Origin of the sequence: Pseudomonas sp. UMAB-40 (assembly GCF_900095275.1) — a bacterium.
GTDB lineage: Bacteria > Pseudomonadota > Gammaproteobacteria > Pseudomonadales > Pseudomonadaceae > Aquipseudomonas > Aquipseudomonas mandelii_B.
The window spans coordinates 88326-112652 of sequence record NZ_LT607569.1; the positions used below are offsets into that span (position 1 = coordinate 88326).

Genomic DNA, 24327 nt, shown 5'->3' on the forward strand with positions numbered 1-24327 from the left:
CCCACAGGGATCTGTGGTGATTAGTTGAATCGGTAAATATGAAAAAGCCCCCGTTACTGAGAGGTAACGGGGGCTTTTTTTGGGCGCGCCTCAGATCACTCCTGAGCCGTCTCACCTTTGGCCTGGCGCTTCTCGATGATGTCCACCAAGCGCTTTGCCAGCGCCGGGTAGTTCTCGTCGAAGTGATGGCCGCCAGGCAGTTTCATCGCTTCGCCCACGGCGGTCTTGTCGGTGCAGCCGCTTTCGTCGACTTCTTCTTCACCGTAGATGCACACCACTTTCTCCGGTGGCAGCTTGGCCATTTCCGGGCCGGTGGCGGCTTCTTTGCCGGCGTTGCCGAGCCAGCCTTCGACTTCGATTTCGAAGCTGCCGGTGCGGGCGAAGGCGAGCAGGATGATGGCGTCGACGCGTTGCTGTTCGGCGGGTTCCAGGCGGTTGTAGATCGCCGGCAGGACGTCGGCGCCGAACGAGTAGCCGGTCAGGATGAAGCGTTTGGTGCCCCATTTCTGCCGGTAGTGTTGCATCAGTTCGGCCAGGTCCAGGGCGCTTTGCTCCGGGCTCTTGTGCTGCCAGTAGTAGCGCAGGGTGTCGATGCCGACCACCGGGTAGCCGATCTTGGCCATCTCGCCCGCGACGTCGCGGTCCAGGTCGCGCCAGCCGCCGTCGCCGGACAGGAACAGGGTCACGGTGTCCTTGGCTTGCCCGGCCGGGACTTCAACCACCGGAATCTGCAAGCCACCGGCAGCTTTGTCGCCACCGACCAGGATTTTGCGCAGTTCGTTGTTCAGGACTTGCGGCAGGTTGATGTCGTAGTCGCTGATGCTGGTTTCGGCGTTGGGTTGATCGCGCACGAAGCCGGCGCTGGTGTCGTCCGGGTTGTCGTTCCAGGCCACCAGCCAGTGACCGTGAGCGGCACTTTTTGGCAGCAAGTGGGTGCAGCCGGGTTTTTCCAGGGCCAGGTCGACGGAGACGGCCTGGGCCTTGTCGTCCTTCTGCTCGGACAACCAGCGCCACGCCAGCACCGCGCCGGGGCCGATGCCGCTGACCAGGGTCGCCGGGCCTTTGAGTTCTCGCAGGCCCGATTGCAGGGCGCGACTTTGCAGCAGGCAGTCTTTTGGCAGAATAACCTGAACGATCTGTGCCGAAGCGCTGCGGCTCAGGGTCATCAGTTGTTTGTCGCTGAGTTTCTGGTCTTCATTGACCGCCACCAGCACCTGGGCGCGTGGCGTGTTGCCGGGGATGACGCGCGTCATCGCCGTGCCATCGGCCGGCTTCAGCTGTTCGAGGGTCGGTTCGGGGGCCGGGCGTTTCAGGTACCAGTAACCGCCACCGAGAATCAGGGCCAGCACTACCAGTGTGGCCAGTACGTACCGCAAGGAGCGTTGAATCATCAGCGTTTCACCAATCCAGTCAAGCCGCCCGCAATCAGGGCAGCAGTATCGGCCAGGGCAACCAGCGGATCGAGTCCGGCGGGCACGGCCATATAACGGGGTTCCCAGTCAGGCTGGAATTTGTCTTTGAAGCGGCGCAAGCCTTGGAAGTTGTAGAGCTGCTCACCACGGCGGAAAACCATCGAGCCCAGACGCTGGGTCAGCGGTGCGCCACGCCGGGGTTGCAACCCCGACAGCGGCACCATGCCCAGGCTGAAGCGCGCGTATCCATGATTTTTATAATGTTGAATCAGGCCGACCATCATGAACTCCATGGTCAGCTTGGGGGCGTCCGGGTGCGCGCGCATCAGGTCGAGGCTGGCCAGGTCATGGCCGTAGGTCTCGAGCAGGTTGGCGAACGCCACCGGGCGCCCTTCGAAGCGGATCACCGCGACGCGGAAATGCTTGAGGTAGTCGTCGCTGAAACGGCCGAGGGAGAAGCCTTTCTCGCGCACGTTCTTGCCGGTCAGCCAGGCATCGGAAATCACCCTGAGCTCATCCATTGGCGCATGGCCCGGTTCAAAGATTTCCAGCGACAGGCCATCGCGAGTGCCGCGGTTCCAGGTGTAGCGCAGGTCTTTCATCTCTTTGCCCTTGGCTTCGAGATCAAAGCGATGCAGATCGACCCGGGCTTCTTCGCCGAGCTTGATCGCGGTCAGGCCGATGTCCATGTAGTACGGCAGGTTCTCGGCGCGCACTTGATAGAACACGGGACGGGCGTGGTGGATGTCGCAGAGGTCGCGGAACTGCCAGATCATTTCCGCCCGTTGCTGGGTCGGGCCAATCGGGTCGTACAAGGCCACCAGGCTGCGGCCACGGCGGGCGTACATCAGGAACGCCTCGTCGTTGGGGTGAAACAGCAGCGCCTTGTCACCGGTCAGGGCCAGGCCACCGTCCGGTTGGGCGGAGGCCATCAGGATCTTTACCGCGCGATCCAGCTCGTCAGGCGTCGGCAGGTGAATCACCGGACGCGCGGTGCGCAGCAGCCAGGTCAGCGACACGACCACCAGCAGGACAGCGGCACCCAACAATGAGCGCAAGCCGCGCGGGGCATCGGCGTCGAGGGTGAACTGCCACCAGAGTTGATGGCTATAGGGAACGTCCTGGTACGCAAACAGCAGCAACCAGATCGAGGCGCCGAGCACGCACAGGCTGGAAACCAGATAGAGCGGTGAGAACGGCAGTTCGGTGAGGCGGCTCGGGCGATAGAACGAGCGCCGGAAAACCCCCAGCAGGCTCGCCGTCAGGGTCATCAAACAAGCTTCTTCCCAGTCAAAACCCTTGAGCAGAGAGAGCAGGGCGCCGACCAGCAATAGAACGGTGGTCAGCATCCATGCGGCGGACAGCCGACGACGCAGACCTTGAGCTAGCAACAGGCACAGCACGCCGACCAGGCTGGCACCGAAGTGCGACGCGTCTACCAGGCGGTGCGGAATCAGAAAGCCGATGTGTTCCAGGCGGGTGTCGATTTCCGGGGTCACGCCGGAGAACAGCAGCACCACGCCGGACAGGAACACCAGCACCGCCAAAATCGGCGCCGCCAGACCGGAAGCGGCGCGCAGGGACTGGCGCGACTGAAACAGGCGCTGGCCTTCGTTGATCAACAGGAACACACACGCCACCAGCAGCGGCAGCACGACGTAGATCAGGCGATAGAGCAGCAGCGCAGCGGCCAGTGGTGCAGCGCCGAGCGTGTCGGCGAAGGCGGCCAACAGAATGGCTTCAAATACGCCGACACCGCCGGGCACATGGCTGAGCACACCGGCGGCCAGGGCCAGCAGGTACACCAGCAGGAACGCACCGAAGGGCGGCGCTTCCGGCAGCAACAAATAGAGCACGGTCGCGGCGGCAGCCACGTCGAGGGCGGTGATGATCAGTTGCAGGAAAGTCAGGCGGCGGCCGGGGAGGCGCAAGGTACGGCGTCCGACCTTGACCAGCAGGTTGTCCGGGGAAGGTTGTTCCGGCAGGCGACGGCGGTAGATGCCGATGGCCAATACGCTGAACAGCAGCAAAACCGCCGCGGCAACGCCCCCCAGCAAACCCTCGGATAATCCCAGGGCCGCCGAGGCGGCAGGCAGGTTGCTGAGGGTCGCCAGGGCGGCCAGGGGTGGCAGGGCGCAGCCGAGCGAGAGACTGGCGAACAACGTCATGTGAGCGACTTCAGCAGCGCCCAGGCCGTGACGTGCATATAAACGGTAGCGGACCGAGCCCCCCGAGAGCATCGAAAGACCGATGGCGTTGCCGATGGCAAATGCCGTGAACCCGCCTAACGCCATGATGCGCGGCGCCAGTGTCACGCCCGCGTAGCGGCTGGCGGACCATTCGTACCCGAGCAGAATGATGAAACCGACCACGGTCGCAGCCAATGCGCCCAGCAATGCCGGTTTCGGTACCTCCAGGATCGAGTCATGCAAAGCGTACAGATCGAGTTCGCTCAGCAGATGACGACAGGCAATCAGCGCGATAGCGAACAACAGCAACGTCACCGCCAGGCCGATGGGCTGACGATATTTGCTGACCAGATCCAGCAAGCGCAAACGCTCGGCCTTGATCGGTTGTGTCGCTGTGACGGTGTCTTGTGGATCAGACGAGTTGGCGCGCATCAATCACCTCTTGGATTGTGCGCGACAGGATGGGGGTATCCAGCCAAGTTACCAATCCCTGTAGAAAAAAATAATCACAAATATTAACGCCTCTCACCGGTTGGCGGCGATGGCATGTCATTGAGCGTAGAGGGTTGTGTCTGCGATTCAGCATAGTCTGAACTCACAGCCTGGGTGATCCCGAACGCTTCACTACACTGTGACAGGTCATTGTTGCGAAAGGACTTTTTCAACAGATACAAAAAAGGCCACTCTTTCGAGTAGCCTTTTTTGATGTTTGGTTGCGGGAGCCGGATTTGAACCGACGACCTTCGGGTTATGAGCCCGACGAGCTACCAGACTGCTCCATCCCGCGTCTGTGTGGCGGCATTCTATAGAGATACGCCTGTGTGTCAACCGTTAATCTGGAACCAGGTCAAATAAGCGTGAATTAGCGGCGAACGGTCGCAGGGCAGACTTAAGCTTCGGAATCAGAACGATTTCTCACTTCTGGTAAACAGAGCGGTAAAAAACAGACGCGCACAAAAAAGGCCACTCTTTCGAGTAGCCTTTTTTGATGTTTGGTTGCGGGAGCCGGATTTGAACCGACGACCTTCGGGTTATGAGCCCGACGAGCTACCAGACTGCTCCATCCCGCGTCTGTGTGTCGGCATTCTACAGAGGATCGCGGGGCTGTCAACCTTCAATCTGGATAAAACCTGTTCTGGTTCAATCGCTTAGCGGCAAAGTAGGGCAGGGTGATCGTCTGCGAGGCAGGCGTGGCAAGGCTTGCAGCTCTATTAGGCGACGCTTTTCGATTGAGAAAATAAATTCACCGGTTACTTTTCCTACCGGTGGGTAAGAAGATTCAGACTACTGGTGCTATATACAGGTGTCAGTGAGATACTGCCGATCCGGCACGCCAAGACTCCATTTCTTCACCATGAACACCGCTTTTATATGAGCCAGCGAAAAATCATCCACGTCGATTGCGACTGCTTCTACGCTGCCATCGAGATGCGTGACGACCCGCGCCTGGCGGGTAAGCCGCTGGCGGTGGGTGGTTCTGCGGATCGGCGCGGGGTGATCGCCACTTGTAACTATGAGGCGCGGGCCTATGGCGTGCGCTCGGCGATGTCTTCCGGGCAAGCCCTGAAGCTGTGCCCGGACCTGACCATCGTCAAGCCGCGCATGGACGCCTATAGAGAAGCATCGAAGGAAATTCATACGATCTTTAGTGATTACACCGACCTGATCGAGCCGCTTTCCCTCGACGAGGCCTACCTCGACGTGTCGGACTGTGCGCATTTCGGTGGCAGCGCCACGCGCATCGCCCAGGACATTCGCCGCCGCGTCTCCAATCAGTTGCACATCACGGTTTCGGCCGGCGTGGCGCCGAACAAGTTTCTGGCCAAGATTGCCAGTGACTGGAAGAAACCCAACGGTTTGTTTGTGATCACGCCGGATCAGGTCGAGGACTTTGTCAGCGGTTTGCCCGTCAGTAAGTTGCACGGCGTTGGCAAAGTGACCGCCGACAAGCTGGGCAGGCTCGGCATTGTCGATTGCTCGCATTTACGCGAGTGGGACAAGTTGGCGCTGGTGCGTGAATTCGGCAGCTTCGGCGAGCGACTCTGGAGCCTGGCCCGTGGGATCGATGACAGGCTGGTGCACAACGACAGCCGCCGGCAGTCGATCAGTGTTGAAAACACCTACGACGTGGACCTGCCGGATCTGGTCAGTTGCCTGGATAAATTACCCGAGCTATTGGAAACCCTGGCGGGCCGCATGGCGCGGATCGACAGCAGCTATCGGCCGGGCAAGCCGTTCGTCAAAGTAAAATTCCATGATTTTACCCAGACGACGCTGGAACAGGCCGGGGCAGGGCGGGATCTGGGTAGTTATCAGTTGTTGCTGACCCAGGCGTTCAATCGCGGCGGGAAACCGGTGCGGTTGTTGGGGATTGGCGTGCGACTGGAGGATTTGCGGGGTGGGTTTGAGCAGATGGAGTTGTTTGAGCGGTAGTTTTGCGGTGAATGTGAGGGCCTCTTCGCGGGCAAGCCTCGCTCCTACAGGTATCGCATCTTGTAGGGGCGAGGCTTGCCCGCGAAGCTTTTGCTTTTAATTCGGTCCAGGATCCGCCACCAGTCGCCCGGCATCCTTGGTCAATGACTTGAGGAATTCGGTCTGCAGCTCTGGGTCGTTGCGGGTCAGTTCGATCAGGCTTTGTTCCAGCTCGCTGGCTTCTTCTTCAAGACCCAGTTCCGACAGGCGTTTGACCCGGTGAACCCACTGGCTCACTTCGTCGTCTTCGAGGTCGTCATAAATCAGGCCGTGCGCTTCGAGCAGCTTGCCGCGCAAGCCACTGCTGACCGCCAAGGACGAATCGCTGTGCACATCGTCCTGACCGTCTTCGACGCTGATCAGCAGTCGGCTCAGATGATTGATGTCATGTTCGGCGAACGGGCTGTCCAGCAGGTTCAGGCGCAGAACACCGTTTTTGTCGGTGCTCAGATCAAATGTTTCCTTACCCGCTTTCACCACCACCGGGCGCTCGCTCCAGGGCAGGCTCGAGTATTCAGTGCGCTTGTCGAGCTGAACCTCATCGATCCCGGCCAGGTTTTGTTGCGCCCGACCGTTGGACTGCACGTTCATGAGCGGGTTGAGCCCGGCAAAACCGTAGCTCAGCCAATCCTTGGTCACGCTGTCCGGCAGACTGCCAAGGGTGAATACGTTGACCACGTTCGCGCCGACACCGCCCACCACCGCTACCGCGCCCAGCGGGATCTCGTAGACCTCCCGCCAGGGTTGGTAGGGCGTGTAGCGATCATAGTGACGCGTGACTTCGAATTCGGTGACTTCGAACGTTTTCTGCTCGTGGATTTTCACCCGACGTTGCGGCAACTCAAGCACCTTGGGCTCGCCGACATCGATCTGCAGGCTGTGATCGAGCAATTTTCGCTCGACACGCTCCTCGTGCTCGCTGCGTTGCGACATGTGATTGGCGCAGCCGCTGACCAGCAGGGTGCCGCACAGGGCAGCACCACCGAGGCCTAAGGTGTTTCGCTTGAACATGACTTCTCTATCTGGTGTCAGCGGCGGATACGGGCCTGGAGGAAAGACAGCACGTCAGCAACCGGCAGCGCTTGCGCTTCAGGTTCGGTACGGCTCTTGTATTCCAGATTGCCTTCGGCGAGGCCGCGGTCACTGACCACGATCCGGTGAGGAATGCCGATCAGCTCCATGTCCGCGAACTTGATGCCCGGGCTGGTTTTCTTGTCGCGATCGTCCAGCAGCACTTCGAAGCCGGCTGCAGTCAGTTCTGCATAGAGCTTGTCGGTGGCTTCACGAACCTGTTCGGTTTCGTAGCGCAATGGCACCAACGCGACCTGGAATGGAGCCAGCGTGTCGCTCCAGATAATCCCGTTGGCGTCGTTGTTCTGCTCGATGGCCGCAGCCACCACGCGGGAAACGCCGATGCCGTAGCAACCCATTTCCAGGGTGACCGGCTTGCCGTTCTCGCCCAGCACTTCGCACTTCATCGCCTTGCTGTACTTGTTGCCCAGCTGGAAGATGTGCCCGACTTCGATGCCGCGCTTGATTTCCAGGGTGCCCTTGCCATCCGGGCTTGGGTCGCCGGCGACAACGTTACGCAGGTCGGCAACGGTCGGAACCGGCAGATCACGCTCCCAGTTCACGCCGAAGTAGTGCTTGTCGTCGATGTTGGCGCCGATGCCGAAGTCGCTCATCAGCTCGACGGAACGGTCGATGATGATCGGCAGTGGCAGGTTCAGCGGGCCGAGGGAGCCGGCGCCGGCACCAATGGCGTCGCGCAGTTCGCTTTCGGACGCCATGACCAGCGGGCTGGCAACGCCTGGCTGGTTGCCGGCCTTGATTTCGTTCAGCTCATGGTCGCCACGGATGATCAGGGCAATCAGCTTGCCTTGCTCTTCAGCGTGAACCACGAGGGTCTTGATGGTCTTTTCGATCGGCAGGTTGAAGCCTTCGACCAGTTGCGCAATGGTCTTGGCGTTCGGCGTGTCGACCAGGCGCAGTTCTTCAGTCGGTGCTGCGCGGGAGGTTTCACGCGGCACGGCTTCGGCTTTCTCGATGTTCGCGGCGTAGTCGGACCCGTTGCTGAAGACGATATCGTCTTCGCCGGACTCGGCCAGTACGTGGAACTCGTGGGAGCCTGCGCCGCCGATGGAGCCGTTGTCGGCTTCTACAGGACGGAACTTCAGGCCCAGACGGGTAAACACGTTGCAGTACGCCTGGTGCATGCGGTCGTAGGTGATCTGCAGCGAAGGCTGATCAGCATGGAACGAATAGGCGTCCTTCATGATGAACTCGCGGCCGCGCATCAAACCGAAGCGTGGGCGGATTTCGTCACGGAATTTGGTCTGGATCTGATACAGGTTGATCGGCAGCTGTTTGTAGCTGCTCAACTCGTTACGCATCAGGTCGGTGATCACTTCTTCGTGGGTCGGGCCGGCGCAGAAGTCGCGACCGTGGCGATCCTTGAAGCGCAACAATTCAGGGCCGTATTCTTCCCAGCGACCGGATTCCTGCCACAGCTCAGCCGGTTGGGTGCTCGGCATCAACACTTCGAGAGAGCCCGCGGCGTTCATTTCTTCACGAACGACGGCTTCGACCTTGCGCATCACTCGCAAGCCCATCGGCAGCCAGGTGTAGAGGCCCGAGGCGAGTTTGCGGATCATGCCGGCGCGCAGCATCAGCTGATGGCTGATGACGACCGCGTCGGAAGGCGTTTCTTTCTGTGTGGCGAGCAAAAATTGACTGGTGCGCATGGTTGGCCGTTGTCGGTTGCTGATGACGAGAAATGACGGAGCATTGTACGGGCGAGATCCGCTGGCGTACAGGCGTGCGGTCGGCGGTGTGGCAGGAGGGCGGGAATCGTCGCGCCCTCTGCGAAATGTCCTACGATTCTTCCGCGACCTGGGTCGGCACCGGTTCGGGTGTCGGCGTCGGGCCTGCGCGGCGGCTCTCCTGGAACCAGTGCAGGGCGATCAACAGCAGGGTCGGAACACCCAGCAACGCCGTGATCAGGAAGAAGTTGTGGTAACCGAATTTCTCCACCATGACCCCTGAATAACCGCCGATCAGGCGTGGCAGCAGGAGCATGATCGAGCTGAGCAGGGCGTACTGGGTGGCGGAGAATTTCAGGTTGGTCAGGCTCGACAGGTAAGCGACGAACGCCGACGTCGCCAGGCCCGAACTGAAGTTGTCCAGGGAAATGGTCAGGATCAGCATGTTCAGGTTGGCGCCCATGTCGGCGAGCATCAGGAACAGCAGGTTGGTGCCGGCCGACGTAATGCCGCCGATGAGCAGAATCGGCAGGATGCCGAAACGCACGATCAGCAGGCCGCCCATGCCGGCGCCGACCAGGGTCATGATCAGGCCGAAGATTTTGCTGACACTGGCGATCTGGTCCTTGGTGAAGCCCTGGTCGATGTAGAACACGTTGGCCATTACGCCCATGACCGTATCGGACATGCGATAGGTGGCGATCAGCCCGAGCAGCAGGAACGCTTGCCAGCGGTAACGCAAAATGAAGTCGTTGATCGGCGTCAGCACCGGTGCCAGGCCGCGACGGCCCATGGCCGACAGGCACATCAGCGTCAGTGTGGTGTAGAGGATCGCGCGCAGGAAGGCGCGGTCTTCGAGCAACAGCTCGAGCGGGCTCACGCCTTCGAACAGCACGCTGGCGAAGTCGGTGTTGTAGAGCTGGGTAAACATGGCTGGCACGGACACCAGCAGCACGATCAGCACGAACACCGACATCAGTTGATGCATAAAGCTGTAGCGGCCGGCTTGGAGTTGAGTACGCAGGGGTACAGGCGGTTCGCGCATGAACAGCGTCGTCAGCAGCGCCGGGACCATCAGGGCGCCAAACAGCACGTAGGTGCCGGCCCAGGCCGAATGCTGGTAATTGAAGCCCGTGGAGCCAAAGCCTTCAGCGAAAAACAGCGCGCCGGCCGTCGCCAGCAACGCGGCGATCCGATAGCCGGACATGTAGCTGGCAGCGAGCGCCGCCTGGCGAGTGTCGTCGGCGATTTCCAGGCGATAGGCGTCAACCGCAATGTCTTGCGTCGCCGAGGCAAAGGCGACGACCACGGCGATGGCGATCAGCCAGGACAAATGCTTTTGCGGGTCGCAGAAACCCATCCCGATCAGGCCGAGGATCACCAGCGCCTGGGATAACACCAGCCAGGAGCGTCGTCGACCGAGTTTGCCGAGAAAGGGCAGGCGCCATTGGTCGAGCAGCGGGGACCAGACCCATTTAAAGGCATAGGCCAAGCCGATCAGACTTGCATAACCGATGGTTTCGCGGGCCACACCGGCCTCACGCAGCCAGACGGAAAGCGTCGAAAACACCAGCATGTAGGGCAGGCCGGCGGCGAAACCAAGCAACAACAACACAAGCGTCGAGGGGCTGGCATAGGCGGCGAGCGCGGCGCGCCAGGTTTTACGGGGCATGGGCTGGAGTCTGCCTCAAGAAATACGGAAACAAAGCGCGCACTCTAACCGCTGTGCTCTACCGGGCGCCAGCCATGGCGCTGAATATCAACACGATTGTTCAGGATACTGACGCCTTCGGAGCGCAATCGCGCGCGCTGCTCATCCCCTGAAGGGCTGCCCACGGGCAGGCTGATCCGACCGCCGGCACCGAGCACGCGGTGCCATGGCAGCTTGGTGTCGCCGGGCAGTTGGCTCAATGTGCGTCCCACCCAGCGCGCGGCTCGGCCCAGCCCGGCCAGTTCGGCGAGTTGACCATAGCTCACCACTTTGCCCTCGGGCACTTGCGCGAGGGTCAAGTAGAGCGCCGTGCGTCGAATTTGCGCCGCACTTTCGGTTTCAGTGGTTGGGTCGGTCACGTCCGTGGTTCCTGAAGAAGTTCGCCTTACCGTCCGTAGAGTAAGTCCTGGATGCGCAATTGAGAAATGAACTCAATAGAAATAGTCGGGTCAGTCCTTGCTAGGGTCTTATTCTCAGGGATAATGCCGACTTTTTTTCGCAAACTTGAGCCTGTATTTGCTTATGGTGTCCAGAACCCTGCTGTGCCTTGCTGTCATGAGTGCCTCCACGCCGTTGCTCGCTGATACCGTCTGGTTGAAGAACGGTGACAAACTGAGCGGCAAGATCACGCTGTTCGATGGCGGTAAATTGCTGATCCAGACCGAATACGCCGGTGCGGTCCCGATCGACTGGAAACAGGTCAAGACCCTGGAAAGTGATCAGGAGTTACTGGTCAAGCAGGATGCCTACACCGGCGAGAAGGCCAAGTCGCTGCATGCGGCAGACGACGGCAAGGTGACGCTTGAAAACGGCGAGGCGCCGAAGACGGTCGAGCTGGCGAGTATCCAGCAGATACTCAAGCCCAAGCCGGTGGTTGAAGATCTGGTGTGGAAAGGCAATGTCGACGCGGCGCTGGATTACCAGCGTGCGGAAAAAGACACCGATGACTACGACATCGACTTCAAGACCACTGCGCGCCATGGCAAATGGCGGCACACGGCGGAAGGCGAGTACAACCGCGAATTCCAGGATGACGTGGTTACTACGGACAACTGGCGGGGCGAATACTCGCTCGACCGCTTCCTGACCGAGAAGTGGTTCTGGCAAGGCCGTGCGGTCTATAAGCGCGACAAGGTAGAAGACCTGTCCCGTCAACGCACTGTCGGTACCGGTCCGGGTTACCAGTTCTGGGATAACGAGCTCGGCGCATTCTCCCTGGGTTCGCTGGTCAACCGCACGGACTATGAGTTCTCCGACGGCAGCAAGGAAAACTTCTATTCCCTGGCGATGAAGTGGGACTACAACCGTTATCTCATCGGCAAGAAGGTGGAGTTCTTCACCAATGGCGAGGTGGGCAAGCCGTTGTCGGGCGTAGCGGATTACGCGCTCGATGCCGAAATGGGCTTGCGCTACAAGGTCACCGAGTGGGCGTCGCTTAACCTGAAGGCCGAGCGAGACATCATCAGCGGCACCGACGATGCGGATCTGGACAAGACGCGTTACACCGCAGGGTTTGGCGTAGCCTGGTAAGACGCAAAAAATCGCAGCCATGGGCTGCGATTTTTTTTTGCCTGCAAAACACGCAGGCACAAAAAAGCCCCGCTTTTGAGGGCGGGGCTTTTTACTAAAGCAAGTACAAGTTAGATAACTTGAACTTCTTCAGCTTGCATGCCTTTCTGACCGCGGGTAGCGATGAAAGAAACCTGTTGGCCTTCTTTCAGGCTTTTGAAGCCGTCGGATTGGATAGCTTTGAAGTGAACGAACAGGTCGTCACCGGATTGTGGAGTGATGAAGCCGAAGCCTTTTTCATCGTTGAACCACTTAACGGTACCAGTTTGGCGATTAGACATGGTGTAACTCCTTGAACAAAGATAACTGCGACGCAGGAAGAACCCTGGCCGAGACTGAGTGCAAAGAGCAGGAAAAATTCTTGTAGATGGTTGGATCGAAATTCAACATATCGTGTAGAGATTCTCAGTGACACAAGCAGCACAGTGGCGCCACCTTAACCCTTTTTCCGGAACGTGCCAATGCTTCGTGCGAAGGTTTCTCTGTTTTCATGACTGACGGTGCACCGGATTACGGCGAACGGCCAGATATCACAGGGGATCGGCGAGAATTACGCCCCGGACTTTGAACCCGGAGCGCGCGCCCGGTAAGATGCCGGACAGAATTTTTCCACCTCGCTATTCAGGACACCCGCCATGAGCATCAAATCGGACAAGTGGATTCGCCGCATGGCGCAAGAGCACGGCATGATCGAGCCGTTCGTCGAGCGCCAGGTGCGCGGTGAAGGCGCCGAGCGCGTGATTTCCTACGGTGTTTCGAGCTATGGCTACGACGTGCGCTGCGCCGATGAATTCAAGGTGTTCACCAACATCAATTCGGCGACCGTTGATCCGAAGAACTTCGACGAGAAGAGCTTTGTCGACGTCAAAAGTGATGTCTGCATCATCCCGCCCAACTCCTTCGCCCTGGCGCGCACCGTGGAATTCTTCCGCATTCCGCGCAACGTGCTGACCATCTGCCTGGGTAAAAGCACCTACGCCCGTTGCGGCATTATCGTCAACGTGACGCCGCTTGAGCCCGAGTGGGAAGGCCACGTGACCCTGGAGTTCTCCAACACCACCACCTTGCCGGCGAAGATCTACGCCAACGAAGGCGTGGCACAGATGCTGTTCTTCGAATCCGACGAAGAGTGCGAAGTCTCCTACAAGGACCGTGGCGGCAAGTACCAGGGCCAACTCGGCGTCACCCTGCCACGCACCTGAGCCATTCATCTGGCAGGTCGCGGGAATTCTTGAGCGGGTAGACACTCTATTGGGTGTACTGCCCGGTTCGCGTACAGCGGACGGGGCCATTGCTCAGGAGTGCTTTATGAAGATCGATCCGCGAATAAGTGCCGAACTGGCAAGGCTTGAGCCCAATCAGATTGGCGTCTTGGCCTGGTCCTTGTTGGCACATCCAGCCATCAGCATGGCAGGGGGCATCCCCGGCCAGCCTGATCCTGATACCCCAAACGAACAGCCTACCGAGCCCGGTGAACCCACCCTGCCGGATGAGCCGCCTCCTGCGCCTGTAGCCTGATCTGCCTCGACAATGAATGGTCAGTCAGCTGTAGTCCTTGAAGACTTCAGCTGACTGGCCATATTTCGTTGTCGCCGATGACAAAGATCCTACAGCTGTCGTCCCGTTCGACCTGATAACCGCCGGTGAACGCGCCAAAGGCCGGTAGCAGGCTGATGTCCTCCCCCAATCTGAAACACGCCAGGCGCAAACGCTGCCGACCTTTGCCGTTCAGCCGATAAACCGGATGCACATGCCCGGCCAGTACATGCCGGTGCGGATGCGGGTCGGGCTCATGCTGCAAGGCGAACGGCCCGAGCAACAACGGCTCGGGCACCACACGTATGTTTAACGACGCCGGCGGGTCCCCGGCGCGTTTGTCGTGGTTGCCGCGGATCAGCGTCATCGGCAGATCCGGGTGCCGCGCTCGCCACTCAGCCAGGGCGCTTAACGTGCCGCAAGCATGGGAGCCAGGCCCGTGCAGAAAGTCCCCGAGGAAAATCAGCTGACGACAGGGCAGGGCGGCCAACAACGTGTCCAGCACCGCGACATTGCTGGCGGTGGTGCCATGGGGCACCGGCTGGCCAAGGCTGCGATATGCCGCCGCTTTGCCAAAATGCACATCGGCGATCAGCAGGGCTTGTTGCGCCGGCCAATAAATGGCTTTTTCCGGCAGCAGCCACAGCTCTTCACCGGCCAGTTTCACGGGGTAGGGCGTACTCATCAGGTTTTTCCAGTTTCGGCGGTTTTCTCAAGGTCGGTGACCATGCGTCGGATACGGTCCGCGAGTTTTTCCGAACTCATGCTTTCCCGCATGCGCTCAACCAACAGGGGAAACCCCAACGGTGTAGGACGTTTGATCTGATGCAGGTCCAGTTTCAGTCGATTGATACGCGCCAACGTCTGTTCCAGACGATGAATATCCAGTTCTTCCCGTAAAACTTCTTCTCCAGCCTGGGCCAGCAGTAAATTCCCGGCGTCGTACTGCTTGAACACCTCGAAGAACAGTCCGCTGGAGGCTTGGACCTGTCGTGTGCTTTTCGGTGCACCGGGGTAGCCGGCAAACACCAGTCCGGCAATTCGTGCGATTTCCCGAAAGCGGCGGAGCGCGAGTTCGCCGGCATTCAAGCTGGCGAGGACATCGTTCAACAAGTGCTCGGGGCTCAACAGGCCGGGGTTCAACACCTGCGACCAATCCACAGAGGTGGCGCTGAGCAATTCCAGTCCGTAATCGTTGACCGCGATGGAAAACGTCACCGCCTGCTGCTGGCTGACCCGCCACGCCAGCAAACTCGCCAGGCCCAGATGCACTTGGCGCCCAGCAAAGGGGTACAGGAACAGGTGCCAGCCTTCGCGGGATTTCAATGCTTCGGCCAGCAACGAATTCGAGGTCGGCAACCCGGACCAGCGTCGCTGCACCTCCAGCAGCGGCCGCAGAGCCCGCATCTCCGGGCCAATGAACTCGCCTTGCTCCGCCGCACTGAAACGCGCGACCACCGCCTGCGCCAGTTCGTTGGAAAGGGGCATCCGCCCGCCATTCCAGCGCGGCACCGCGGCTTTTTTTGCGGTGCTGCGTTTGACATAAGCGGTCATGTTTTCGACCCGCACCAACTCCAGCACGCGCCCCGCGAACAGGAAACCGTCGCCTGGTTTGAGTCGCGCAATAAAACCCTCCTCGACACTGCCCAACTGCTTGCCGCCACCGCCCTTGCTCCAGAACTTCAGTTGAATGCTCGCATCGCTGACGATGGTGCCGATGCTCATGCGATGTCGCCGCGCCAGTCGCGCATCCGGTACGCGCCAGACGCCCTGCTCGTCAGGCTCGACCCGGCGATAATCCGGATAGGCTGTCAGGGAAAGTCCGCCATGGCGTACAAACGCCAGCGCCCAGGTCCAATCCGCCGCCGTAAGGTCTCGATAAGCCCAGGCGCCACGGACTTCTTCATACAACTCATCGGGCAGAAACCCACCACCCAGCGCCATGCTGACCAAGTGTTGAACCAGCACATCCAGCGGTTTGTGCGGCGACTCCCGGGGCTCGATGCGGCGTTGCGCCACGGCATCTTGAGCCGCCACCGCTTCGATCAGCTCCAGGCTGTGCGTCGGCACCAACGTCACCCGTGACACTCGCCCCGGCGCATGACCGGAACGCCCGGCTCGCTGCATCAGGCGCGCCACGCCTTTGGCCGAACCGATTTGCAGCACCCGTTCCACCGGCAGGAAATCCACCCCCAGGTCGAGGCTTGAGGTGCAGACCACCGCTTTGAGCTGGCCTTCCTTCAGTGCTCGCTCGACCCAGTCACGGGTGTCTCGTGACAATGAGCTGTGGTGCAAGGCGATCAGCCCGGCCCAATCGGGGCGCGCCTCCAGCAAGGCCTGATACCAGATCTCGGATTGCGCGCGAGTATTGGTGAACACCAGGCTGCTGGGGCTGGAGTCTATTTCGGCGACGACTTGCGGCAACATCTTCAAACCAATGTGCCCGGCCCATGGAAATCGCTCGATGGCGGGCGGCAGCAGCGTGTCGACCCGCAGTTCCTTGGAGGTCTGGCCTTGAACGCTGATGCCGCCACCCTGTGGGATCAATACCTGTTCGGCGTGGGCTTGATTACCCAGCGTCGCGGAAGCGCCCCACACGATCAGGTCCGTATTCCATCGGCGCAAGCGGGCGAGGGCCAGTTGCAGCTGCACGCCGCGCTTGTTGCCGAGCAGTTCGTGCCATTCGTCGACCACCACCATGCGCAAGGTCGATAGCGCTGTTTGCGCATCGGCACGGGCGAGCATCAGGGTCAGGCTTTCGGGGGTGGTGATCAGCGTGGTGGGCAGGCGTCGGCTCTGCCGCGCACGTTCGCTGCTGCTCGTGTCGCCGGTGCGCAGGCCGACGCTCCAGGGGATCTGCAGGTCGTGCAACGGTGCTTCAAGGGCGCGAGCGGTGTCGGCGGCCAAGGCGCGCATGGGCGTTATCCACAGCACCGTCAGCGGTTCGGCCAGCGGTTTTCGTTTGCGAGGATTTTCAACAGGGGCGGTGGACGTTGCGTAGCGATTGAGCGCAGCAAACCAGACTGCATAGGTTTTACCGGCACCGGTGCTGGCGTGCAGTAATCCGGACTCACCGCGCTTGACGGCCGTCCACACTTGCTTCTGAAAGGCGAACGGCTTCCAGTCGCGGGTGCTGAACCAGTGTTTTGCGTAGTCGGGGGAGGATCCCATGCCGGCGGTGTGCGCTCTGAAAGTGTTCTTTCAGTGACCGCGGCGCAAGGGCAAAGGTTTAATGAAGAAACGCGATCCTGTAGGAGCCAGCAAGCCGGCTCCTACAAAGGGGGGGGGTTACTTGAGGTTGCCGCTCAGGAACTGCTTCAGCCGCTCGCTCTTCGGATTGCCCAGCACGTCTTCCGGCGCGCCTTCTTCCTCGACCAGGCCCTGATGCAGAAACAACACCTGGCTCGACACTTTTCGGGCAAAGCTCATTTCGTGAGTCACCATGATCATGGTCCGGCCTTCTTCAGCCAGGCCTTGAATCACTCGCAGTACCTCACCCACCAGCTCCGGGTCGAGTGCCGAGGTCGGTTCGTCGAACAGCATGACTTCCGGTTCCATGGCCAATGCCCGCGCAATCGCCACGCGTTGTTGCTGACCACCGGAAAGAAACGCCGGGTATTGATCCGCTACGCGCGCCGCCAGCCCGACCTTGTCGAGGTAACGTCGCGCGCGGTCTTCGGCTTCCTCTTTGCTGCAACCCAGCACCCGGCGCGGGGCCATGGTGATGTTTTCCAGCACGGTCATGTGGCTCCACAGGTTGAAGTGCTGGAACACCATGGCCAGGCGCGTGCGAATTTTTTGCAGTTCATCGGGGTCGGCCACGTGCATGCCGTGGCGATCCTTGACCATGCGGATGTTCTGACCATCCAGGGTCATGGCGCCGTCGTTGGGTTGTTCGAGAAAGTTGATGCAGCGCAGAAAGGTACTTTTGCCCGAGCCGCTGGCGCCGATCAGGCTGATGACGTCGCCGGTGTTGGCCTTGAGTGAAACGCCTTTGAGCACATGATGATCGCCATAGCTTTTATGCAGGCCTTCGATGGTCAGTTTGTACATGGGGCATGCATCCTCAAGGCGAAAGTAGGTAGCCGCTGCGATAGGCCTCGGCGCCCGCGACGTGCGCGATCACCATGCCGGCAGTGGCCATGCGCCGCAGCGAGCGGGCGTACATCAGGCCGGCGGCGGTGCAATGAACGGGGGTGACGCGATCGTTGATCGGGTCGATGATTTCGGCGATCAGTTGCCCGGCTTCGAGGTATTCCCCCGGTAGCGCGGTGAACACCAGCAGGCCGCCCACTGGTGTCGACACTGGCTCGACCCCGGCCAACGGGGTGGCGGGGTAGGGCAGCTCGGGCAATGGCGCCGGTTCGCCGGCAATGGCGCCGAAGTGAATCAGGTAATCGATCAGCGCCTGGCAATCGAGGCTGGCCAACGGATGATTGACGTCGCCCTGGCCGCGCAATTCGACGGTGACCGAGAAGCTGCCCAGCGGGATGTTGAACTGTTCGCCGAAGCGTTCTTTCAACTGCCACCAGAGCAGGGTGAAGCATTCATCGAACGACTGACCGCCGGAGTCGGTGGCCAGCAGGCTCGCTTCGGCACCGATGTAACGGGCCAGTGGCTCAACTTGGGGCCAGGCTTCGGGTGTGGTGTAAAGGTGGGCGACCGCTTCGAAATCACAATGCAGGTCCAGCACCACATCCGCATCGCAGGCCAGTCGTTGCAGGGTCAGGCGCTGGGATTGCAGTTGCGTGCTTGCGGTCTGCCTGGCGAGGGCGTTGCGCAGGCTTTCGCGGATCAGCGTGAGGTTGCGCTGCGGATCATCGCTCAGATGGCCTTCGATCTCGTTGCCTACCGCTTCGCTCAAATCGACGAACCAGCGATTGAAGTTCTGCCCGCTTTCCAGTTCGTAGCGGCCCAGCGGCACGTCCATCAGCACCTGTTCCAGGCCAACCGGGTTGGCCACCGGCACCAGCACGATTTCGCTGCGCAGGCGGCCGGCGGCTTCAAGTTCCGCCAGGCGCTGCTTGAGGTGCCAGGCCACCAGCATGCCGGGCATTTCATCGGCGTGCAGGGACGACTGGATGTAAATCTTGCCTTTGGCCGACGTTGGGCCGAAGTGGAAGCTGTGAATCTGTCGAGCGGTCCCCGGCAGCGGGGCCAGCAGGTCATGTATCTGGTGGCGCATGTTCGTCTCTTTATTCCTGAAAACGGGTCCTAGTGGGTCGGCCCGAGGAACGCCAGCCATCGGCGTTCGGCGAGGCGGAACAGGCCGACCAGCGCGAAGGTAACGGTCAGGTAGATCAGCGCAGCGATACCGAACGACTGGAAGGTCAGGAAGGTCGCCGAGTTGGCGTCCCGCGCGACTTTCAGGATGTCCGGGATGGTCGCGGTGAACGCCACGGTGGTCGAGTGCAGCATCAGAATCACTTCGTTGCTGTAATAAGGCAACGAGCGACGCAGGGCCGACGGCATGATCACGTAGGCATATAGCTTCCAGCCTGTCAGGCCGTAGGCCTTGGCCGCTTCGACTTCACCGTGGGCCATGCTGCGGATCGCCCCGGCGAAAATCTCCGTGGTGTAGGCGCAGGTGTTCAGGGCGAACGCCAGGATCGTGCAGTTCATCGCATCGCGAAAGAACGCATCCAGCACCGGTTGGGCACGTATGGCGGCCAGGCTGTAAATACCGGTGTAGCAAATCAGCAGCTGGATATACAACGGCGTGCCGCGGAACAGGTAGGTGTAGAACTGCACCGGCCAGCGGATATAGAAATGCGGCGACACTCGGGCGATGGACAGCGGGATCGACACCAGGAAACCGATGAAAATCGAGGCGCTGAGCAACCACAGGGTCATGGCCAGGCCGGTGATGTTGTTGCCGTCGGTATAAAGGAAGGGTTTCCAGTATTCCTGCAAGAGTTCGATCATCGTACAGCCTCCCGGGAGCCGGCGGCGTAACGGCGTTCGAGCCAGCGCAGGACAAAGTTGGAAGCGCTGGTGATGACCAGGTAGATCAGCGCGGCAAGCACCAGGAAATAAAACAGTTGATAGGTGCTTTTACCAGCGTCCTGCGCGGCTTTGACCAAATCGGCGAGGCCGATGATCGACACCAGCGCGGTGGCCTTGAGCATCACCATCCAGTTGTTACCGATACCCGGCAGGGCGAAACGCATCATTTGCGGGAACACCACGATTCGAAAACGCTGGCCGCGTTTAAGGCCATAAGCGGTAGCGGCTTCGACCTGGCCCCGAGGCACGGCGAGAATCGCCCCGCGGAAGGTTTCGGTGAAGTACGCGCCATAAATGAAGCCCAGGGTGATGACCCCGGCGCTGAACGGGTTGATCTCGATGTATTCCCATTCCATGAAATCGGTGAACGACGTCAACCAGGTTTGCAGGCTGTAGAAAATCAGCAGCATCAGCACCAGGTCCGGCACGCCGCGAATCAGCGTGGTGTAGATCTGGGCCGGAACCCGCACCATTTTGACTTTTGACAGCTTGGCGGTGGCGCCGAGCAGGCCGAGCAATACGGCCACCAGCAGCGACAACGCCGATAATTTGATGGTCATCCAGGTGCCTTCCATCAGCAACGGACCGAAGCCCTTGAGGCTGAAGGCTGAGAGCCCCAGGTTTTGTAATAGGTTTTCGAACATAAATCAGCAACCTGATCGGATGAAAAAAGCGCCCATCGCGAGATGGGCGCCGGGCATTATTTGCCGCTGTACAGATTCAGATCGCCAAAGTGTTTCTTTTGAATCTCGGCGTATTTGCCATCATCGTGTAACGCTTTGATACCTTTATCCAAAAGCGCTTTCAGCTCGGTGTTACCTTTCTTAATACCGACAGCCGTTTTGGCCGGCAGCAAAGCGTTGTCGACTGGCTTGCTGACATCGTAATCGGCACCCTGTGGCGACTTCAGGAAGCCCAGTTCGGCTTGCAGCATGTCCTGAATCCCTGCGTCGAGACGACCGGAAGTCAAGTCGGCATAGACCTGATCCTGGTTGGCGTAGGCCTGGGTTTTAACGCCGGCCTTGTCCAGAACGGCTTTTGCATAGGCTTCCTGGATGGTGCCTTGTTCGTAGCCGACGGTCTTGCCCTTGAGCGAAGCGACGTCTGCGGTGACGCCAGAACCTTTCTTGAACACGTAGGCGGTCGGGCCGGAGAACAGCTCGCTGGAGAAGTCGATGACTTTTTCGCGGGCCTCGGTGACGGTCATCGAAGAGATCACACCGTCGAATTTATTGGCCTTGAGGCCCGGAATCATGCCGTCGAAATCGCTTTCGACCCATTTGCACTTGACCTTCAGCTCGGCGCAGATCGCGTTCCCCAGATCGATATCGAAACCCACCAGGCTACCGTCGGCCGCTTTCGATTCGAACGGAGCATAGGAAGGGTCAACGCCAAAACGCAGTTCTTTGTATTCCTTTGCCATGGCGGAGCCAGCAGCCATGCACAACGCCAGTGCAGAAAGGGTCAGCAATGCTTTTTTCATTATTCAATCCCTAAGAACCAATATGAGCGCTTGTGGCGCAGAATTATTGTTACTGGAAAGCGTAAGACCTAATGAAAGTAGCAATTTCCGAACCAGAGTCCCGAACAAGCGTTTTAAAAGGTGATTCAAGAAGTGGCAGCAGGGGATTTGTGCACGAAATCGGGCGTCGGAAAATAGCTGCACCATCTTGGTTCGGGATGACACAAATTCCTGTGGGAGCGAGTAAGCTCGCTAGCACAGGGGGGGATTGGGTTAGCCCAATAAATCCTGCAATGTTGCGAGGTTGTCTGCTTCTTCCACCGACTTGTCCTGCCGCCACCTCAACATCCGCGGAAACCGCACGGCAATCCCGCTCTTGTGACGTTTCGACAGGGCAATGCCCTCAAACCCCAGTTCGAACACCAGGCTCGGCCTGACACTGCTCACCGGCCCAAATTTCTCCACCGTGGTCTTGCGCACGATGCTGTCGACCTGGCGCATTTCTTCGTCGGTCAGCCCTGAATAAGCTTTGGCGAACGGCACCAGGGTTCGTTCGCTGGCGTCCGGCGGGCCGTCCCAGACCGCGAAGGTGTAATCACTGTAGAGACTCGCGCGGCGACCGTGGCCGCGTTGCGCATAAATCAGCACCGCATCGACGCTGAAGGGGTCGACTTTCCATTTCCACCAGACGCCCATGTCCTTGGTCCGGCCGACGCCATACAGCGCATCCCGGGCCTTGAGCATCATGCCTTCGACACCGAGGCGGCGGGACGCCTCGCGTTGCCGGGCGAGGTCGAACCAGTCTTCGCCGGTCAGCACCGGTGAGGCGAGTAACACCGGGTTGTTGCAGGTGCTGATGAGCTGATCCAATTGAGCGCGGCGCCTGGCCTGAGGCTGACTGCGCCAGTCCTCGCCTTGCCATTCCAGCAAGTCGTAGGCGAGGACCACCACCGGCACTTCTTCGAGAATTTTCTTGTCCAGGGTTTTGCGGCCAATCCGCTGCTGCAACAGCGCGAACGGCAGCACCGCTGGAGCGAACGGTGATTGCGGGTTGAACGCATCGTCAGTGGTGGGTCGAGTGGTCTTCCAGGCGACAATTTCACCATCGATCACCGTACCGTCAGGCAGTCCGTGAAGCAGGCTGTCGAGTTCGGGAAAACGCTCGGTCACCAGTTCTTCACCGCGCGACCAGATCCACAGTCGCCCTTCGCGCTTGACCACTTGGGCGCGGATGCCGTCCCACTTCCATTCCACTTGCCATTGGCTCGCCGGGCCGAGCACAGCTTCGAATTGCTCGACCGGTTGTGACAGGGCATGGGCCAGGAAAAACGGGTAGGGCTGGCCTCCACGCTGGGCATGTTCGTCGGACGATTCGGCGGCGATCAATTTCAGGTAACTGGCGGCGTTCGGGCGATTGGACAGGTCGGTGTACCCAACCAGCCGCTGGGCCACGCGCTTGCTGTCGAGTCCGGCCATCGCCGCCAAGGCTCGCGTCACCAGCAGTTTGGAGACGCCGACGCGGAAACTGCCGGTAATCAGTTTGATGCAGAGCATCAGGCTTGAGCGGTCCAATTGTGCCCAGAGCGCGGGCAGTCGCTCTGCGAGAACTTCCGGGGACTCACCGCGCAGTGGCAGCAGTTTGTCTTCAATCCATGCCGCCAGCCCGTCGGTGAAGCTGTGCAGGGTTTCAGGCAGGACCAGCGAAATGGTTTCCGCCAGATCGCCGACCGCCTGGTAGCTTTCTTCGAACAGCCAGGGCTCAAGGCCGGAAAACTCGACGGCCAGCTCACGCAGCACACGCACCGGCACCAGCTGCCGAGGTCGCCCGCCGGACAAAAAGTACACCGCCCACGCTGCATCTTCGGGTGCAGCCTGGGCGAAGTAGGCCTGCATTGCGGCCAGTTTGGCATTGCTTGACGTGGTGGCGTCGAGTTCGGCATACAGCTCGGCGAAGGCCTTCATGTCGCCACCTCGGCGTGCTCGGTTTCGACGGCCGCGTTGTCTTCCTCATCGTCGCCGTATTCGGTGCTGAAACCCATGGCATCAAGGCCCTGTTCGCGCAGATGCCGCACCAGCACCGCCACCGAACCGTGGGTGACCATCACCCGTTCAGCGCCGGTCTGTTCGATGGCCCAGAGCAGGCCGGGCCAGTCCGCGTGGTCGGACAATACAAAACCTCGGTCCACGCCGCGTCTGCGCCGCGTGCCGCGTAATCGCATCCAGCCGCTGGCGAAGCCGTCGCTGTAGTCGCCAAACCGGCGCATCCAGGTGCTGGCGCCAGCCGATGGCGGGGCGATGACCAGCGCCTTACGCATCATCGGATCGCTCTTTTGCACATCGCCGGCATAGATCGTCGGCGGTATGTAAACGCCGCTTTCGCGGTACACCCGGTTCAGCGGTTCTACGGCACCATGCACCAGAATGGGGCCGAGGCTGGCGTCGATGCCATGGAGGATCCGCTGGGCCTTGCCGAAGGAATAGCAAAACAGCACGCTGGTTTTGTCGGCTTCGGCATTGGCCCGCCACCACTGATTGATCTCGTCAAAGATCTGCGCCTGGGGTTGCCAGCGATAAATCGGCAGGCCGAAGGTCGACTCAGTGATGAAGGTATGGCACTGCACCGGTTCGAACGGCGCACAGGTGCCGTCGGGCTCGATCTTGTAATCCCCCGAGGCCACCCAGACTTCGCCGCCGTATTCCAGGCGCACCTGCGCGGAGCCGAGGACATGGCCGGCGGGGTGGAAACTCAGGGTGACGCCGTGGTGCCGCAAACGCTCGCCGTAGGGCAGGGTTTGCAGGTTGATGTCCTGGCCCAATCGCGCACGCAAAATCCCTTCGCCGGGCGCGGCTGCCAGGTAATGCTGGTTGCCGGTGCGGGCATGGTCGCCGTGGGCGTGCGTGATGACCGAACGCTCGACCGGCCGCCACGGGTCGATATAGAAATCGCCGGCGGTGCAGTACAAACCTTCGGGGCGCGCGATAACAAGATCCATGTTGTTACCAAAATGGGGGGACTTGTTAGCTATGAGGTTTGCGCGAAGCCAGAAGTTCTATCGAGATTTCATGGATGAGTAAGATCCCAATGTGGGACACCTGTGGCGAGGGGGCTTGTCGGAACGCCGCATCGCCCCGTTCGGCTGCGAAGCAGTCGTAAACCGTTGAATGCGGTTTAACGTTGAACTGCCGGGGCCGCTTCGCGACCCAACGG

Annotated in this window: 20 protein-coding genes and 2 tRNA genes; 4 read left to right on the top strand and 18 right to left on the bottom strand. The window is 60.2% G+C overall.

Annotation, left to right across the window (positions count from 1 at the left end; translation table 11 throughout):
• Nucleotides 1–95: 95 nt before the first annotated feature.
• The 4 genes from K0F88_RS24150 to K0F88_RS24165 all read right to left on the bottom strand — a co-directional run bounded on the left by K0F88_RS24150 (nucleotide 96) and on the right by K0F88_RS24165 (nucleotide 4671).
• Nucleotides 96–1391, bottom strand: coding sequence for a virulence factor family protein (locus tag K0F88_RS24150; protein ID WP_219096816.1), 1296 nt, complete (start codon nucleotides 1389–1391; stop codon nucleotides 96–98).
• Complete coding sequence (mprF, locus tag K0F88_RS24155; RefSeq protein WP_219096818.1) at nucleotides 1391–4033, bottom strand: bifunctional lysylphosphatidylglycerol flippase/synthetase MprF; 2643 nt, start codon at nucleotides 4031–4033, stop codon at nucleotides 1391–1393. The genes K0F88_RS24150 and mprF overlap by 1 nt, the downstream gene beginning before the upstream one ends.
• Nucleotides 4034–4311: 278 nt before the next feature.
• Nucleotides 4312–4388, bottom strand: a tRNA-Met gene (locus tag K0F88_RS24160).
• 206 nt (nucleotides 4389–4594) lie between these two features.
• Nucleotides 4595–4671, bottom strand: a tRNA-Met gene (locus tag K0F88_RS24165).
• Between the two features lie 301 nt (nucleotides 4672–4972).
• Between K0F88_RS24165 and dinB the strand changes: the two genes are divergently transcribed.
• A complete protein-coding gene (gene dinB / locus K0F88_RS24170) occupies nucleotides 4973–6034 on the top strand; it encodes a DNA polymerase IV (RefSeq protein ID WP_219096820.1) in 1062 nt (353 codons plus the stop codon).
• Between the two features lie 96 nt (nucleotides 6035–6130).
• On the opposite strand, the gene K0F88_RS24175 is transcribed toward dinB, so the two are convergent.
• The 4 genes from K0F88_RS24175 to K0F88_RS24190 form a co-directional block, all read right to left on the bottom strand.
• On the bottom strand, nucleotides 6131–7084 hold the full coding sequence (locus K0F88_RS24175) for a hypothetical protein (RefSeq protein ID WP_219096821.1): 954 nt from the start codon (nucleotides 7082–7084) through the stop codon (nucleotides 6131–6133).
• A 17-nt stretch (nucleotides 7085–7101) separates the two neighbouring features.
• A complete protein-coding gene (locus K0F88_RS24180) occupies nucleotides 7102–8817 on the bottom strand; it encodes a proline--tRNA ligase (RefSeq protein WP_109628263.1) in 1716 nt (571 codons plus the stop codon).
• Nucleotides 8818–8947: 130 nt separating this feature from the next.
• Entirely contained in the window at nucleotides 8948–10507 is a 1560-nt protein-coding gene (locus K0F88_RS24185) for an AmpG family muropeptide MFS transporter (protein WP_219096823.1), read from the bottom strand.
• A 44-nt stretch (nucleotides 10508–10551) separates the two neighbouring features.
• Nucleotides 10552–10905, bottom strand: a complete 354-nt coding sequence (locus tag K0F88_RS24190; RefSeq protein WP_077750279.1) for an MGMT family protein — start codon at nucleotides 10903–10905, stop codon at nucleotides 10552–10554.
• A gap of 163 nt (nucleotides 10906–11068) precedes the next feature.
• On the opposite strand from K0F88_RS24190, the gene K0F88_RS24195 reads away from it, so the two are divergent.
• Entirely contained in the window at nucleotides 11069–12076 is a 1008-nt protein-coding gene (locus tag K0F88_RS24195) for a DUF481 domain-containing protein (protein WP_042932327.1), read from the top strand.
• 110 nt (nucleotides 12077–12186) lie between these two features.
• Here the strand turns inward: K0F88_RS24195 and K0F88_RS24200 are convergent, their stop codons facing one another.
• The gene (locus K0F88_RS24200; protein WP_002554837.1) at nucleotides 12187–12396 is read right to left on the bottom strand and encodes a cold-shock protein; all 210 of its coding nucleotides are present in this window, start codon (nucleotides 12394–12396) and stop codon (nucleotides 12187–12189) included.
• Nucleotides 12397–12750: 354 nt separating this feature from the next.
• Between K0F88_RS24200 and dcd the strand changes: the two genes are divergently transcribed.
• Nucleotides 12751–13317, top strand: a complete 567-nt coding sequence (gene dcd, locus K0F88_RS24205) for a dCTP deaminase (RefSeq protein ID WP_007947207.1) — start codon at nucleotides 12751–12753, stop codon at nucleotides 13315–13317.
• A 106-nt stretch (nucleotides 13318–13423) separates the two neighbouring features.
• Nucleotides 13424–13633, top strand: coding sequence for a hypothetical protein (locus K0F88_RS24210; RefSeq protein WP_010462659.1), 210 nt, complete (start codon nucleotides 13424–13426; stop codon nucleotides 13631–13633).
• 46 nt (nucleotides 13634–13679) lie between these two features.
• Here the strand turns inward: K0F88_RS24210 and pdeM are convergent, their stop codons facing one another.
• The 9 genes from pdeM to K0F88_RS24255 all read right to left on the bottom strand — a co-directional run bounded on the left by pdeM (nucleotide 13680) and on the right by K0F88_RS24255 (nucleotide 24112).
• Entirely contained in the window at nucleotides 13680–14336 is a 657-nt protein-coding gene (pdeM, locus tag K0F88_RS24215) for a ligase-associated DNA damage response endonuclease PdeM (RefSeq protein WP_094468813.1), read from the bottom strand.
• Complete coding sequence (locus K0F88_RS24220) at nucleotides 14336–16822, bottom strand: ligase-associated DNA damage response DEXH box helicase (RefSeq protein ID WP_219096825.1); 2487 nt, start codon at nucleotides 16820–16822, stop codon at nucleotides 14336–14338. Before K0F88_RS24220 ends, pdeM begins: the two co-directional genes overlap by 1 nt.
• Nucleotides 16823–16939: 117 nt before the next feature.
• Nucleotides 16940–17704 carry an ABC transporter ATP-binding protein gene (locus K0F88_RS24225; protein ID WP_219096827.1) on the bottom strand — a complete coding sequence of 255 codons (765 nt, stop codon included), beginning with the start codon at nucleotides 17702–17704 and terminating at the stop codon, nucleotides 16940–16942.
• Between the two features lie 13 nt (nucleotides 17705–17717).
• Nucleotides 17718–18836 carry a succinylglutamate desuccinylase/aspartoacylase family protein gene (locus tag K0F88_RS24230; RefSeq protein ID WP_219096828.1) on the bottom strand — a complete coding sequence of 373 codons (1119 nt, stop codon included), beginning with the start codon at nucleotides 18834–18836 and terminating at the stop codon, nucleotides 17718–17720.
• A 29-nt stretch (nucleotides 18837–18865) separates the two neighbouring features.
• Entirely contained in the window at nucleotides 18866–19576 is a 711-nt protein-coding gene (locus K0F88_RS24235) for an ABC transporter permease (protein ID WP_219096830.1), read from the bottom strand.
• Nucleotides 19573–20301 (bottom strand): ABC transporter permease, encoded by a 729-nt coding sequence (locus tag K0F88_RS24240; RefSeq protein ID WP_219096832.1) that lies wholly within the window; start codon nucleotides 20299–20301, stop codon nucleotides 19573–19575. The genes K0F88_RS24235 and K0F88_RS24240 overlap by 4 nt, the downstream gene beginning before the upstream one ends.
• A 56-nt stretch (nucleotides 20302–20357) precedes the next feature.
• Nucleotides 20358–21140: a transporter substrate-binding domain-containing protein gene (locus K0F88_RS24245; protein WP_219096833.1), complete on the bottom strand. Its 783-nt coding sequence runs from the start codon at nucleotides 21138–21140 to the stop codon at nucleotides 20358–20360.
• A gap of 252 nt (nucleotides 21141–21392) precedes the next feature.
• Complete coding sequence (locus K0F88_RS24250; RefSeq protein ID WP_219096835.1) at nucleotides 21393–23081, bottom strand: ATP-dependent DNA ligase; 1689 nt, start codon at nucleotides 23079–23081, stop codon at nucleotides 21393–21395.
• Nucleotides 23078–24112 (bottom strand): ligase-associated DNA damage response exonuclease, encoded by a 1035-nt coding sequence (locus K0F88_RS24255; protein ID WP_219096836.1) that lies wholly within the window; start codon nucleotides 24110–24112, stop codon nucleotides 23078–23080. The genes K0F88_RS24250 and K0F88_RS24255 overlap by 4 nt, the downstream gene beginning before the upstream one ends.
• Between the last annotated feature and the right edge of the window lie 215 nt (nucleotides 24113–24327).